Source organism: Rhodococcus sp. no. 34 (assembly GCF_054589475.1).
This window is the reverse complement of the sequence record NZ_BAAILK010000041.1, coordinates 366,782-381,217: the sequence shown is the minus strand read 5'-3', so window position 1 is coordinate 381,217 and position 14,436 is coordinate 366,782. Positions and strand designations below refer to the sequence as shown.

Here is a 14,436-nt window from a genome sequence, read left to right as displayed (position 1 = left end):
TTCACGCACTCAAACGTCAGGAGCTTCAGCGGATGAACAACGACACGGTGGGACCAAAGTCCGACGACGATTCCGGGGCTGAACCGAGCGGCTCCAACACCATCCCACCGAGGGGCCCGGAGCGCGAAACCAAGGGGGCGGCCGCTTTTCTCCGAAGCCGTAGAACGGCAGTCGCGATCACCGCAACGACGCTGGTAGTGGGCGGTTTCGTGGCATGGCTCGGGTACACGGCATACGAAGCGAAAGACAACCTGGAGGCGGCTCGCGACCACGCACAGTCGGCGAAGAGCGCTCTCCTGGCCGGAGATACGGGAGTCGCAGAGTCTGCCGCGGCGGAAGCCGATCGCGAAGCATCGGCCGCATACGACAACACCCATTCACTCCCCTGGAACATCACCGCCGCAATTCCCGTCATCGGGTCGCCGTTCGAGTCGACGCGCCAGATGACCGAGGTCGTTCAGGGGCTTACGCGTGACGTTCTCGGCCCTGCCGTGACTACCGGAACTTCACTCGCACCAACGGAATTGGTGCAGCCCGGTGGGCGCTTGGCACTCGCACCGTTACGCGAAGCGGAACCGAAACTGGCCGAAACAGCTATCGCCGCGGAATTGCTGTCGTCGCAGGCACAGGAAGTTCCCGAATCGAAGTACCTGGGCCGAGTTAACGATGCCAGAGCAGAATTACAGTCGCAGACAAGCGAACTGGCTACCCTCCTGACGAACACCGCCACCGCGGCGCGCATCGCACCGGCAATGCTCGGCACCGACGGACCGCGCAACTACTTCATCGGTTTCCAGACCAATGCGGAAGCGCGAGGAACCGGCGGCCTGTTGGGTGGATACGGCATCGTCCGAGTCGACGACGGCGCCGCTCGGGTGGACACACTCTCCCCCAACTCCGAACTAACACTGGACAATCAACCGATAGACCTTGGTCCTGACTTCAACCAGCTGTACGGAAACAGTCGCCCGACCACCGATTCTCGCAACAGCAACCTCAGCTCGCACTTTCCCTACGCAGCGCAGATCTGGCAGTCCCTGTGGTCACAGGAGTCCGGGGGTGAGATGGTCGACGGTGCGATAGCGACCGATCCGATCGCCCTGAGTTACATCCTCGAAGCGGTAGGACCGATCAAGATGCCCGACGGAGAGTCGGTCACCGCCGACAACGTCGTGGAACTGACCGAGTCGACTGCGTACGCTCGCTTCCCTTCCGACAACAAGGCACGAAAGCAGTATCTGCAGACAATCGCAGCTCGTGTCGTGGAGAAGATGACCGGGAACATCAAGTCGCCGAGCGCACTGCTGGAAGCTCTGGGCAAGGGCATCAGCGAGGGCAGAATCGCCGTGTGGAGCTCTCACCCCGACGAACAATCGGTTCTCGCCGACACCGTCCTCGGGCACACCATTCCCGATGATGCGGCGCCGTACGCCGGTGTGGTGATCAACAACCAAGCCGGCAACAAGCTCGACTACTACCTCACACGAGAAATCGACTACACAGCCCAGACGTGCACCGGCGACACCCGAAAGACAACGGTCACTGTTCGACTGACAAACAACGCGCCCGACGCCGACCTGACCGAATATGTCAGCGGGATCGTCGACAACCCCGGACGACTACCCAAGGGCACCAACGTGGCTGCAGTCACACTACTGGCAACGACCGGCGCCAAACTCGACGCAGTCTCCGTGGGCGAGCAGATTTCGTTTGCCGTCAACGGAACCGAACAGGGCCACCCGGCATTCATGACCAGGGCCGTCATTCCGCGAGGCCAGACCGTTGAGCTGAAGTTCGATCTGACCGAGCCCACAGCCGAGGGTGAAGCACGCGTACCGGTCCAGCCGCTTGTCGACGACCCGAAGATTACCGTCGACGTTCCTAGCTGCTGAGCTTGACCGGCAAACGTCGACGAGGCCCCTGGCATGTCGCCGTTTGTCGGGCTCGTGAACTTTCAGCAGATTTGAAACTTTGGCGAAGGCTAGCCTATGCTTCCTGACGCGCCTGGAACCGGCCGTCGGCTGCGATCCGTCGGAGTCTCACTCCTCGGCGCATCGACAACGGAAGGTTCCCCATGCGATACGCCCGTGTGCGCTCACTTCGCCGAACTGTGGCGCTGAGTGGATTGGTCATTGCCGCCCTGGTAATCGGCGGATGCAGTAACAACGACACCGCAACCGAATCGAGCAGCAGCGACTTCGAAACCGTCACCATCGAAAGTGCGCTCGGAAACGCCGTCATCACCGAAAAGCCCGAGCGAATCGTGACTCTCGGCATGGGGTCGGCGGAGACCGTAATCGCGCTCGGCACGATCCCGGTCGGCGTCGAAAAGTACGCATGGGGCAGCGACGACACCGGGTATCTGCCGTGGGTCCACGAAGCGGTCACGAAGCAAGGTGGCGAACTGCCAGAGCAGTTCACCGGCGGAACCGATCTCAACATCGAGGCGATCATCGCTCTCGAACCCGACCTGATCCTCGCCCCCTGGTCCGGCATCACACAGCAGCAGTTCGACTCACTCAACGCGTTCGCGCCGACCGTCGCCTACGCCGAGAGCCCCTGGACCATCACGTGGGAAGACCAGATCAGCGTCATCGGCAAAGCCATGGGCGAATCCGAGAAGGCGACAGCCGAAATCGACAAGATCAAGTCGCAGTTCGCGGAATCGACTGCAGCACATCCGAACTACGCCGACGTCAGCTTCTCCTTCATCTACAACACGGGCCCAGGAACCCTCGGCGTCTTTTTCGCCGAAGAGCAGCGTGTGGCCATGGTCCGCGCACTTGGCCTGCAGGTCGATCCCGTCGTCTACACCTTGACGGAATCTGAAGGAACAGACTCCGCCGTCATCGGCCTCGAGAACGCAAACCTCCTCGACAAGTCCGACCTGCTCTTCACCTTCTACTCGGACCCGGCCAATCGGGCCGAGATCGAAGCGCAGCCCGCTTACCAGGCAATCCCCGCTGTGGCTCGGGGAACTGTCATCGCTCCGACCGAACAGCCCTTCGTCACCGGTTCCTCGATGATCAACCCTCTGACCGTGCCCTGGTCGCTCGAGCGCTACGTGCCGATGATCGACGAGGCAATCGCGAAGCTGAACAAGTGATGTAGATCAGCATCGTGCGATCGAGAAACCCGCGTCCTATTCGGACGCGGGTTTCTTGCCGTCGCGTTCAGCTTTGAATCGCATCCACTCACTGCTCAGCATGCGATTGTCGATGATCCACCCCATGTAATCGCGCATGTTGAGCACACGAATGTACGCGGGACCGTTGGGATTTGCGTACTGCAGGGCCTCGGTCGCAAGCTTGCGTTGATTCTCGAGATACATGTGCTCTGTTTCGAGGAATCCGCCCCACACGTCGGAATCCATGACGTAGTAGTGAGTCCGATCCCGAGGCTTGCGCGTGAGCTTGACGAACCCCCGGTCGATCAACCGACGAATGTAGGTGGACACCGATCCGCGACTTGCTCCGAGTGCCTGCGCCAACTCTTCGGCGCCGACCCCTTGCGACTCGCTGATCAGCAGATAGCCCGCAATCCGACCTTCGATACGAGCCCCACCGCCGGACTGCCAGTACACGGAGAACTGGTCGATGAACCAGGTGGAGAAGTCGTCACCGCGAGCAGGGCTGGCATCGCCCATTCGTTGAGCCTCCGACGTCTCTGGGTACGAACAATTCGCCACTATTGTGCCAGCACCACCGTCACCGAGCCGAAATCACCAGCCCTGGAGTGGTTGCGATGAACTCGAGCTGTTCGATCGTCAAAGGCGACGCCGATGTGGAGCCCGCCGATGTCACGAACTGGGTCACCACTACTGTTTCGCCGGAGGGGTGAACAACTCGGACCGTGTCATCGCCCGAGCCATCGGGATCGACCAGGCGAGTCACGGTGGTGGAGCCTGGCAACGTCAGTGTCTCACCCCGTTCCGGCACAGCGGTACCAACTGATATTTCGACATCGCTGCTGCCGTCCGCTGTCGAGGCGACGATCCGCTCGCACACTCCTCCCTGTCCGTAATCATCTGGAACCAACGAACCGAGCGGGCGCTCCAAAGTGACGCCTGCCGCGCCGAGATCCTTCCAACGTGCATCGAGCAACTGATTCAGTCGGTCGATATCCATGCGCGACGCAGGTGGACCGGCATTCACAGAATCGGTGTAGCAGGATGCCATCGGCGGCGGCGTCGAGTCTGGAACCGGCGCAGTCACCGCAAGCCCCGGCGCGGTCGCTAACGCGATCAGTTCGTCCATCGTCAAGAGCGGGGAAGCATCCGACGAAGTTCCGGTCGACGTGTCGACGCTGGCAACAACCCGGGATCCATCACCGAGATACGCGACGACACCGCGCTCGCCCCCGACATCCGAAGCGACTTCGTCCTCGAAATCCGCAATGTCCAGCACTGTTCCGTTTTCGAGATGCTCCCGCCGATCCACCAGACCCTCCAAGCACGGCGGCACCGGCTGATCCCATGCACGCACCTGAACCGAGATATCCGCAGTCCGCCCGACGCGAGTCAAGGTTCCCTTCGCCGACGTCGAACCGCTGAACTCGATCGGGTCGACCCCGTCAGGAAACGAAGCCCCCCGGTAATTCTGGATCGGCGCAAGCTCGAGCGATTGCGACGGACTCGCAAATACAACCTCCACATCGGAAGGCAACGATTCGAGTAGTGCATCGCTCATGGCGGTGGCCTTCGGACCCGAGAACCACGGATAGTCCGGGTCGTCATAACCGGACTCACCGGCAAAACCGTAGTTGAATCGCACCGGCGGACCCGGCGATTCCACAGACTCGCAGCCGGGAATCGACGTGCCCGTGTCCTCGTTCGTCACGGCCGCGACAACAGTTCCCAATGCGACGATCGAGACGATCACCAACCCGTCGCGCCAGGTCCATTGCTCGCGGCGACGGTTCGACTCGTGTGCGGTGCGCCCAGACATTTCTCGATCATTGCCTACGGCAACAACTACGTGACTATCCGACATACCCAGTGAGGTCGTAAACCGTGGAATTTCCCACGGTCGTCGATGCGAAATTGGCTTCGACCCATTCCTGGATGACACTCGAGGTGCTGCCCCCGCTTTGGCCCTCTCTCTGGCTTCCGCCCTGGCCACCGGCAATGTAGTAGTGAACTTTTCCGTCTGCCACGTACTGGATGAATTGATCCAATGTCGGTGCGGGATCGGAACTCCAACCGCCGATCGCCATCACCGCGGTATTGCTGGCCAACTCGTAGGTTGCTGCGCTTTGCGAGCCGTTGGTCGCGGCCGACCACGTGGTGCCCGCATTGACCAGCATTGCCGTCAACTCGGAAGTACTTTCGCTGCCGCTACTCAGTTCTTGCCCGTTCGACGCCGGATTTACAGTCGCGTCAGAAGAATTCGGCGGAGCGTCACCGTTTTGCAGCTCTGGGCCCCCACCCATACCTCCTCCCCCGCCCATTCCGGAGTCGGACACGGCGCCGGTTGGTCCGGCCGTCGGGATGGATCCGCCGTGCGCTGTTGCGGCAGTGGCAATCGCGTAAGACGCAGAACCGGTTATCCCTGCCAACGATCCAAGAATCAATCCAGCGACAGCGAGCTTGCGGAATCGATCCTTGGCTCCCACGAGAACCAGGATCGCGCCGACGACAGCGCCCGCCAACAGAATCCACTTCAGCATCGGCAGCCAGTCGGCATTGCGGTGCAACAACACCCAACTCCAGATTCCTGCGGCCAGCATCGTCGCAGCCAAGCCGCAACGTCCGATCCAACGGGCACGGACCAACCACAGAGCGTATCCACCGGTCCCGATCATCCCCGCGACGGCGGGCGCAAGCGCAACTGTGTAGTAGGGGTGGATCGTGCCGGACATGTAGCTGAAGATCAGGCCGGTAACGAGAAACCAACCACCCCACAGGATCAACGACGCACGGACAAGATCTGTGCGCGGTGCGCGCCCGCAGGCGAGTAAGCCGAACACCAGCGCAATCAAAGCCGCAGGAATAAGCCAGGAAATCTGGATACCCATCTCGCTGCCGAACAGCCGTTCGAGTCCGGCACTTCCCCCGAAGCTCGAACCTGCACTGCCACCGGCCATTCCGCCACCGCCACCGGTGCTCCCGAAAAGTCGACCCAATCCGTTGTATCCCAGTACCAAGTCCATGACGCTGTTGTTGGTCGATCCGCCGATGTACGGGCGAGAATCAGCGGGCCACAGCCACACTGCCAACACCCACCACCCAGCCGATATGACAACGGACGCAGCACCGATCACCAGATGGACCAGGCGAGTCCGCAAGCGCACCTGTCCGGCGATCAAATACGCGGCACCAAATGCAGGCAACACCATCAGCCCTTGCAGCATCTTGGAGAGAAAGGCAAACCCCAGCGCTACTCCTGCGAGCGCCACCCACATCGCGGCTCGACGACCGATCGCCGTGCACATGGCGCGAATAGCGAAGTAGCCGGCGACAGTCATGAGCAGAACCAACAGTGCATCAGGATTGTCGAACTTGAACATCAGGGCGGCAGCGGGCGTAGCTGCCAAAACAGCTCCCGCCACCAAACCCGCAGCGGGCGACGCCACTCGTTTGACGGCCGAGTATACGAGCGCAACTGATCCGACGCCCATCAATGCCTGCGGAACTAGAAGGCTGGCACTCGAAAATCCGAAGATTCGCCCAGACAGACCCATGACCCACAACGAAGCGGGCGGTTTGTCGACCGTGATGAAATTCGAGGCATCGAGGGACCCGAAGAACCACGCTTTCCAATTCTGGGAGCCGGCCTGCGCCGCTGCAGCGTAGAAGGTGTTGGCGTAGCCACTCGCAGTCAGATTCCACAAATACAGGACTGCCGTTGCCGCCAACAGGATCGTCAGCGCCAATCCTGTACTGCGCGTCCGGAACCACGACGGCGAGGACTCCGCTCGATGGGCAGTTGGTGCCGGGCGCTGAGGCGGGGCCGGATGCAGAACGGCGGTCATCAGGAAGTCCCTTCATGAGTTACTGTCCTGCCAACGATCGCGTCCCCAACCCTGGCGGCACTGGGAGCCGCCTGGAAAGTTGCTGTGAATGGGATCAGGTCAGGGAGCGCTCGAACAACACGACACTGAACCAACCGGTGTCGGCATCGTCTCCGAAGTCACGACGCCCGACCTCGGTAAAACCGGCGTCCAAGTAGTAGCGACGCAATCGCACGTTGGTTTCTACACAATCGAGCCGCAGGTACTGCGCGTTCTCCTGCGCGGAACGTCGATGGGCCCAGCCGAGTAAGCGTTCGCCCATCGAGGTTCCGGAGAATTCTCGATCGATAACCAATCCGTGCACGTAACCAGCACGCTCGTTCGAATCGGGCCAGACCACAGGGTCCGACCAGATCAACCGCAGGGCGCCGACAATCCTCGACTGCTCCCGGTCTCGCGCAACAAAGAACTCCCCTCTCGAAATCTGCTGCTCGACCTGCTCGACAGACACTTCACGCGGGCGCCACTGGATGATTCCGCGTTCTGCCAACCAGTCTTCTGCCGCATGCCGCAGCGCCAGAATCTCCGGCCCATCGGTCTCGACCGCTTGCACAACGTCCACAACCACCTCCCCCAAATCTGCAGCCGTTCACAACAACACGGCCTCCAGGCCCCAACCCGGGTGTATCTCCGAGTTGAAGCCTATCGGCGTGAAGTTGTGCGCCTGAACGGGTGTCACCACTCAGTCAGGTTTTGAATGTGGTGTTGGCCGGTCGCGGATGCTGCTGCGGGTCGATCGAGGGCGGCGGGACGAACCACGGTTTGTTGTCGACACCGATCCGGATCACCCATTTGCCGACGAACCCGGATTTGCGGTGCATCAATCGATGATGTGAACGGCACAGCAGGACCAGGTTGTTCATCACCGTCGGGCCACCGTTCGCCCAGTGCTTAATGTGGTGCGCATCCGTCCAGGCGGGCACGCACGTGCAGCCGGGGAAGGCGCAGCCCTTGTCCCGGGCGATCAACGCCACTCGCTGTTCGGCGGTCACCAACCTCTTTCGTGGTTTCGCATCCAAGGGCGCGCCATGATCGTCGAGCAGAACCGTCGACAGGAAACAATCACACCCGAGGAGCCTGGTCTGCGACACCGACAGCGGTCCGAGCCACGGCATGTGCCCGACATCAAGATCAGACACAGACTCTTCACCATCAGAAGATGCGGCGCAGTCCCGATGCTCCGCCAGATCCCGAGCATTGATGTGCACGTTCACATGCGGACGCTGACCACCATCGAAACCGGTCTTGGCGCAATCGAGATAACGGCGGACCAGTTCGGTGAACCCGTCCGCCGTGCGTTTCGCCGCCGACCGAGAATCCGGCGTCCCATCCGGTGCCGGGGTCGGCATCGTCAAATTCGACAACGCCGACAGCAACATCTCCCCGGTGAGAGCGTCGAAATCCCCGCGCACCACCACCCGACCATTCAATGTCGAGGCGATCCGGAGCTCGTTCCGGTCGATGTCTTCGGCGGGCGGAATCTCATCCGATTCGAACAACCGCTCCAACGTCGCGATCACGTTCCGCACCTTCGTCGTCGTCGCCTCCACACCCGACGCAGCAGCCAACAACAAATCGATGCACTTCGGGAGCGCCTCCTCCGGCATCCCCTTCGGCGGTGACTCGCAGAACGCCACGATCAACACAGCATGATCGAACGAACAATCCCCGCCATCGAACCGAGCCGCCACCGCCGGAAACGGCCGCAAAGCCGCACCCAACGCGGCGATCTTCTTCCCGTCCCGAACCTGCAGCATCGTGTTCGCCGCCAACCACGCACCCACCCCGCGGCTCGCGATCACCTGATCATCCGGGCGCAACGACAACTCGTCCACCACGGCCACTCGAACGGCTTCCAGGCGCAGAATCTCCGCACTCGCCTCGACAGCAGCAGCGCGCAACTCGGCAGCAGTCAACTGCCACAACCGTCCGCGTAACCCCACCGCAGAACCAGACACCACATCCGACAACAAGACACTCATTGAATCCCCCGATCCCCTCCCCAAACAATACTCGAACACCCGTTCGAGTCAAGAGTGGTAGACCTCGAGCGCCCGCGCTACCGATTCGTCACCCGCAGGTAGCAACGGCAGTCGCACATTGGGAGTCGGAATCTGTCCCAACGCATGCAATACGCCCTTGATCACAGTCGGGTTCGGTTCGGAAAACAGAGCTCCGGACAGCTTCGACAAACTCCGCCCGAGGTCGCGGACGCCGTCCACATCGCCACTGTCCCAAGCTTTTACCAAGCGGACGAACTCAGCGGTCGACACATGAGCGGACGCCAAGATGCCACCGGCCGCACCCAAGGCCAGAAGAGGCGCGAGAAACAGATCATCCCCCGCCAGTACGGCGAAGTCGCCTGGAAGATCCGCGAAGAGTTCGACGGCAGCTGCGTCGATACCGCCCGCGGCATACTTCACACCAACAACCCCGGGCAAAGTACCCACCTCCTGCATAGTGCCGCTGTCCAGATCGCACGCAGTTCGGTACGGCACGTGATAGACGATCAGCGGCACTGGGCTCGACGACTGCAGATGCGCGAAATGCGCCACCACACCGGCTTTCGACGGCCTCGTGAAGGAGGGAACCGGCACCAAGGCCGCCGAGACCTCAGGCCACCGAGCCAGCCTCCCGAGCGCCTGCGCACTGCCCGCCGTGTCGTTACTGCCCGCGCCGACGATCAACGTCGCGCCTCTCGCACGGCACACATTCGCACAGATATCCAGAACGGTCACTCTCTCCTGCTCGGTGAGCGTTGCGGCTTCCGCCGTAGTCCCCAGCGCAACAAGTCCGACCGCACCCTCGGAGAGGACCTGGTGCGCAAGCTGTTCGAGTGAATCGGTTGCAATACGACCGTCGCTCTCGAAGGGCGTGATCAGTGGAACATGGATTCCGGCCCAGTCAACTCGAGTCGTAGTCATAGAACCCAGCCTCACCGAACAAACCTTGTAGGTCCAGTTCGCATTTCCATGGTCGAGCGTAAGCTGATCTGATGCTCGATGTTCGTCGACTGAAGCTCTTGCGCGAACTAGCGCTGCGCGGAACCATCGTTGCCGTTGCCGAGGCGCTGTCGTTCAGTCCCTCCGCGGTGTCGCAGCAGTTGGCCGTCCTCGAACGTGAAGCCGGCGTGCCGCTGCTGGAACGAACAGGCCGTCGCGTCCGACTGACACCCGCCGGTGAGAACCTCGCACGTCATGCCGAAGCCATCCTGCAACGCCTGGAGCAGGCGTCAGGTGAATTGGTCGACGCACGTCGTGGACTGGCGGGGCCGCTGCGCATCGGAACGTTCCCGACCGCGGCACGGGCGATCCTCCCGGCGGCATTGATCGCCCTGTCTCGCGAGCATCCCGGGTTGGAACCGATGGTTTCGGAGATCGACCCGGCGGACGTCGCCGACGACCTACGAGCTGGGACTCTGGACTTGGCATTGATTCACGACTACGACTTCGTCCCTCGCCCCACCGAACCGGGCCTGACGACATTGCCGCTGTGCAGCGAAGCCGTGTACCTCGCTTCGAGTGACATCGAGTCAGATCCCCACGACGCTGTCGCATCGCTGACCGACTGCGTAGAACGTCCCTGGATTACCGCAATTCCCGGAACTGCTTGTCATGCAATGACTATTCGCGCATGCCAGGCAGCTGGATTCACCCCGAAAGTGCGACACCACATCGACGAGTTCGCCACCGTTCTCGCCCTCGTCGCTGCGGGACAGGGTGTTTCACTGGTTCCTGAACTCGGAGCAATCCATCCGCCGCTAGGTGTGCGCCTGACGCCGATGCACATTCGACGAAGGACGAAGATTGCACACCGAGCGGGCTCCGACGCTCACCCGGCGGTCGCAACCGTGACAAACGCGCTTCGCTCGGCCGTCCCGCAACTGCTGGACGCCGAGCAATAGCGACACCTACATGTCGAGCCCGAGGTCGAGGACCGTCACCGAGTGCGTCAAGGCACCGACAGCGAGGTAGTCGACGCCGGTTCGGGCGTACTCTGCGGCAACGTCGATGGTGAGACCACCGGATGACTCGAGTTTGGTTTCTGGAGCAACAGCGTCTCGGCGCTGGACCGCGATCTGCGTCTGCCACAGCGGGAAGTTGTCCAGCAGAACAAGTTCCACGTTCTCCGCCAGCACCTGATCGAGCTGAGTGAGGTTGTCGACCTCAACTTCGCACTCGATGTCCGGGGCGAGCTCACGGACCGCACGAAGTGCTGCGACCACCGAACCGGCAGCAGCAACATGGTTGTCCTTGATCAACGCCGCGTCACCCAATCCCATACGGTGGTTGACGCCTCCGCCCACGTGGACTGCATATTTCTGCAGAGAACGCAGTCCGGGCAGTGTCTTTCGGCTGTCCCGCACTTTGGCATGAGTGCCGGCGATGGCGTCGACCCACTGTGATGTCGCCGTGGCGATTCCCGAGAGATGGCAGACGAGGTTGAGCATCGTGCGCTCTGCCGTGAGAAGTCCGCGGGTGGGCGCGACAACGGTGAGCACCGATTGACCTGGCGCAACCCGAGTTCCGTCGGCCACCCGATCAACGACCTCGTAGTTACCCGCGCCGATCACCTCGTCGAGAACAAGCAGTCCGACGTCGATGCCGGCGACAGTACCCGAGGAGCGTGAGACGACCGACGCCTTCGCGACCGCATCGGCGGGAACCGTTGCGGTAGAAGTGATGTCGGGTCCATAGCGCAGATCCTCGTCCAGAGCGAGCCTGACCAAGGTGAGCAGCTCGTCACGGTCGAGCGGCGCGGGCAGGATCTTCTGCTCGGTCATCAATGAACTCCTGTCAACAACATGTCGGGTATTTCGAGCGCTCCATCGGCACCCATCTTGATCCGAGTGCTGCGACGCTGATTCGGATCTGTTTCAGGATAGTCGGTGCGGGTATGGCAGCCACGGCTCTCGGTTCGCGCCACGGCCACGTCGACCAATGCAGTCGCGGTCAACGTGAGCGCCGCGTCTTCGAGGTCCGGAGCAGCCACCGCCACTGTCTGTTCGGCGTCGGCAAGCGCGGCTCGCGCAATCTGGAGACCGCCTCCGTCGCGAACCACCGACGCGTGTGCCGTCATGACGGACTGCACGGTCTCTCGCGGCAGGATCGGCATCGGCTTGCGCACCACGTTGACCACTTCGGCATGAACCTCGCGACGCTCGGCAGCTGCGATTCCTGCACGCTCCCCGACTACCAAACCCTCGAGAAGGCTGTTGGACGCAAGACGATTCGCGCCGTGCAATCCCGTGCGAGCCACTTCGCCTGCTGCGTAGAGACCAGGCACTCCCGTTCGTCCATGGACGTCGGTGGCGACTCCGCCGCACGAATAGTGCGCGGCCGGAGCGACCGGAATTAATTGGGTGCGTGGATCGATGCCCGCTTCGAGGCAGGACGCCGTGATGGTCGGGAATCTCGAATCGAAACCGTCGAGCTTGCGAGCGTCGAGATAGACGTGATCAGTGCCGAGATCGCGTAGGCGTGCTGCGATTGCCCTCGAGACCACGTCACGCGGGGCGAGATCACCCAGCGGATGAACACCTGCGGTGACCGAATCACCGTTGGTGTCGACAAGAATCGCGCCCTCGCCGCGGACCGCCTCACTGATCAGGGGTCGGCGGCCTACCCCGCCCGGAGTGAAGAGCACCGTCGGATGGAACTGAACGAACTCCAGGTCCGCAATCGCCGCACCGGCTTCGAGTGCCAACGCGATTCCGTCGGCAGTCGCTCCGGGCGGATTTGTGCTGCAGGCATACAACTGACCGAGTCCGCCGGTAGCGAGCAGCACCGCGGGCGCATGGATCACTCCGAGGCCTTCCGGCGAGGAGACGATGAGTCCGCACACCCCACGCCGGTTGGTCACCACCTGGACTGCCGCTGCACCGAACAGAACGGGGAGCCCGGCAGCATTGAGAGCCCGCTGCACTTCCGCGCCAGTGGCGTCGCCGCCGGCATGGATGATCCGACGCGTGCTGTGCCCACCCTCGCGGGTGCGCGACACCTCGCCGTCTCGCCCGCGATCGAAGACCGCTCCCAACGCGGCCAGCGCAGCAACAGCGTCGTGACCAGCTTCGACGATGGAATAGACAGCTTCCTCGTCGCACAAACCGACGCCGGCCTCACACGTATCCGAAACGTGCGACTCGACGGAATCGGTATTCAGATCGTCGACGACCGCGATGCCGCCCTGCGCGTACTGAGTCGCGGTGTCCGTCGGACCGCCCTTGCTGACCGTGAGTACTTTCAGTCCCCGCAGAGAAGCGGTGCGCGCAGCGGTGAGGCCCGCGACACCGCCTCCCACGACGACCAGGTCGGCATGAGCCTCCCAGGCGAAACGCCCGGCAGGGCTGGTCACTCGCCGCCGCCCGGATTACCGATCTCGATCATGCGCTGCACCGACTTCTGTGCACGCTTGGCCATCTCGAGATCGACGTGGACCTCGTCCTTGCCCTCGAGAAGGCAGCGAAGCAACGCGGCAGGCGTGATCATCTTCATGTACGGGCACGACGCGCGGTCGTTGACGGCCTGGAAATCGACGTCGGGCGCTGCCTTGCGCAACTGGTGCAGCATCCCGATCTCGGTCGCGACCAGAACCTGCTTGCTCTTGGTGACGCGGGCAGCGTCGAGCATTCCGCCGGTGGAGAGAATCTTGACCTTGTCCGCGGGGACCGCGCCTTCACCGGCTAGGTACAGAGCCGAAGTAGCGCAACCACATTCAGGGTGCACGAACAGCTCGGCGTCCGGGTGCGACTTGGACTTGGCCGTCAGCTCGTCACCGTTGATGCCAGCGTGCACGTGGCACTCACCAGCCCAGATCTGCATGTTGGTACGGCCCGTCACGCGCTTGACGTGCGCTCCCAGGAACTGGTCCGGCAGGAACAGAACCTCGCGGTCGGGATCGATCGAGTTGACCACGTCGACGGCATTGGACGAGGTGCAGCAGATGTCGGTGAGACCCTTCACCTCTGCGGTTGTGTTCACGTACGACACCACCAGCGCGTTCGGGTTGTCGGCCTTCCACTCACGAAGCTGCTCGGCATTGATCGAGTCGGCCAGAGAGCAGCCGGCTCGCTCGTCCGGGATCAGCACGGTCTTGGACGGCGACAGGATCTTCGCGGTCTCGGCCATGAAGTGCACACCGCAGAAGACAATCGTGTCCTCGGGCGCCTCGGCAGCGATTCGCGACAGCGCCAGGGAGTCGCCGACATGATCGGCGACGTCCTGAATCGCAGGCAGTTGGTAGTTGTGCGCAAGAATCGTCGCGCCGCGTTCGCGAGCCAGACGTTTGATCTCAGCGGCCCACTCGGGGGTCGCTTCGACTCCGTTGTATCCGCCGGGGCCGTCGTGAATCTGCGAGGCCGATCCCTCCCATAACGTCGTGGTCGTCATGGCGTTCTCCTTCACCGTGAACCCGGGCTCGTCACCC

Annotated in this window: 12 protein-coding genes; 3 read left to right on the top strand and 9 right to left on the bottom strand. The window is 62.2% G+C overall.

Annotated elements, in window-relative coordinates; all coding sequences use genetic code 11:
* Positions 1-32: 32 nt before the first annotated feature.
* Both ACYP01_RS19300 and ACYP01_RS19295 read left to right on the top strand, forming a co-directional pair.
* On the top strand, positions 33-1,892 hold the full coding sequence (locus ACYP01_RS19300; protein ID WP_459681790.1) for a DUF4012 domain-containing protein: 1,860 nt from the start codon (positions 33-35) through the stop codon (positions 1,890-1,892).
* Between the two features lie 182 nt (positions 1,893-2,074).
* Positions 2,075-3,106, top strand: a complete 1,032-nt coding sequence (locus tag ACYP01_RS19295) for an iron-siderophore ABC transporter substrate-binding protein (protein ID WP_042449574.1) — start codon at positions 2,075-2,077, stop codon at positions 3,104-3,106.
* Between the two features lie 36 nt (positions 3,107-3,142).
* Here the strand turns inward: ACYP01_RS19295 and ACYP01_RS19290 are convergent, their stop codons facing one another.
* From ACYP01_RS19290 to ACYP01_RS19265, 6 genes are all read right to left on the bottom strand, one after another.
* Positions 3,143-3,646: a GbsR/MarR family transcriptional regulator gene (locus ACYP01_RS19290; RefSeq protein WP_459681786.1), complete on the bottom strand. Its 504-nt coding sequence runs from the start codon at positions 3,644-3,646 to the stop codon at positions 3,143-3,145.
* A 61-nt stretch (positions 3,647-3,707) separates the two neighbouring features.
* Positions 3,708-4,946 carry a hypothetical protein gene (locus tag ACYP01_RS19285; protein ID WP_459681783.1) on the bottom strand — a complete coding sequence of 413 codons (1,239 nt, stop codon included), beginning with the start codon at positions 4,944-4,946 and terminating at the stop codon, positions 3,708-3,710.
* 34 nt (positions 4,947-4,980) lie between these two features.
* Positions 4,981-6,972, bottom strand: a complete 1,992-nt coding sequence (locus ACYP01_RS19280; protein WP_459681781.1) for an ArnT family glycosyltransferase — start codon at positions 6,970-6,972, stop codon at positions 4,981-4,983.
* Positions 6,973-7,066: 94 nt separating this feature from the next.
* On the bottom strand, positions 7,067-7,573 hold the full coding sequence (locus ACYP01_RS19275; protein WP_459681778.1) for an N-acetyltransferase family protein: 507 nt from the start codon (positions 7,571-7,573) through the stop codon (positions 7,067-7,069).
* Between the two features lie 124 nt (positions 7,574-7,697).
* Entirely contained in the window at positions 7,698-8,993 is a 1,296-nt protein-coding gene (locus tag ACYP01_RS19270; RefSeq protein ID WP_459681776.1) for an HNH endonuclease signature motif containing protein, read from the bottom strand.
* 48 nt (positions 8,994-9,041) lie between these two features.
* Positions 9,042-9,935, bottom strand: coding sequence for a dihydrodipicolinate synthase family protein (locus ACYP01_RS19265; RefSeq protein ID WP_459681774.1), 894 nt, complete (start codon positions 9,933-9,935; stop codon positions 9,042-9,044).
* A 71-nt stretch (positions 9,936-10,006) separates the two neighbouring features.
* Here ACYP01_RS19265 and ACYP01_RS19260 point away from each other — a divergent pair, with 71 nt between their 5' ends.
* A complete protein-coding gene (locus ACYP01_RS19260; RefSeq protein WP_070160579.1) occupies positions 10,007-10,915 on the top strand; it encodes a LysR substrate-binding domain-containing protein in 909 nt (302 codons plus the stop codon).
* A 6-nt stretch (positions 10,916-10,921) separates the two neighbouring features.
* Here the strand turns inward: ACYP01_RS19260 and nadC are convergent, their stop codons facing one another.
* Genes nadC through nadA form a run of 3 tightly spaced genes read right to left on the bottom strand, consistent with a single transcriptional unit; the run spans position 10,922 to position 14,399 of the window.
* Entirely contained in the window at positions 10,922-11,794 is an 873-nt protein-coding gene (nadC, locus tag ACYP01_RS19255) for a carboxylating nicotinate-nucleotide diphosphorylase (RefSeq protein WP_003941805.1), read from the bottom strand.
* The gene (locus ACYP01_RS19250) at positions 11,794-13,365 is read right to left on the bottom strand and encodes an L-aspartate oxidase (protein WP_003941771.1); all 1,572 of its coding nucleotides are present in this window, start codon (positions 13,363-13,365) and stop codon (positions 11,794-11,796) included. Before ACYP01_RS19250 ends, nadC begins: the two co-directional genes overlap by 1 nt.
* Positions 13,362-14,399, bottom strand: coding sequence for a quinolinate synthase NadA (nadA, locus tag ACYP01_RS19245; RefSeq protein WP_003941702.1), 1,038 nt, complete (start codon positions 14,397-14,399; stop codon positions 13,362-13,364). The genes ACYP01_RS19250 and nadA overlap by 4 nt, the downstream gene beginning before the upstream one ends.
* Positions 14,400-14,436 lie beyond the last annotated feature (37 nt).

Bases quoted from the DNA above. Each gene is read 5' to 3' on its own strand.
- ACYP01_RS19300 (WP_459681790.1), top strand. From the start codon at position 33: ATGAACAACGACACGGTGGGACCAAAGTCCGACGACGATTCCGGGGCT.
- ACYP01_RS19295 (WP_042449574.1), top strand. From the start codon at position 2,075: ATGCGATACGCCCGTGTGCGCTCACTTCGCCGAACTGTGGCGCTGAGT.
- ACYP01_RS19290 (WP_459681786.1), bottom strand. From the start codon at position 3,646: ATGGGCGATGCCAGCCCTGCTCGCGGTGACGACTTCTCCACCTGGTTC.
- ACYP01_RS19285 (WP_459681783.1), bottom strand. From the start codon at position 4,946: ATGTCTGGGCGCACCGCACACGAGTCGAACCGTCGCCGCGAGCAATGG.
- ACYP01_RS19280 (WP_459681781.1), bottom strand. From the start codon at position 6,972: ATGACCGCCGTTCTGCATCCGGCCCCGCCTCAGCGCCCGGCACCAACT.
- ACYP01_RS19270 (WP_459681776.1), bottom strand. From the start codon at position 8,993: ATGAGTGTCTTGTTGTCGGATGTGGTGTCTGGTTCTGCGGTGGGGTTA.
- ACYP01_RS19265 (WP_459681774.1), bottom strand. From the start codon at position 9,935: ATGACTACGACTCGAGTTGACTGGGCCGGAATCCATGTTCCACTGATC.
- ACYP01_RS19260 (WP_070160579.1), top strand. From the start codon at position 10,007: ATGCTCGATGTTCGTCGACTGAAGCTCTTGCGCGAACTAGCGCTGCGC.
- nadC (WP_003941805.1), bottom strand. From the start codon at position 11,794: ATGACCGAGCAGAAGATCCTGCCCGCGCCGCTCGACCGTGACGAGCTG.
- nadA (WP_003941702.1), bottom strand. From the start codon at position 14,399: ATGACGACCACGACGTTATGGGAGGGATCGGCCTCGCAGATTCACGAC.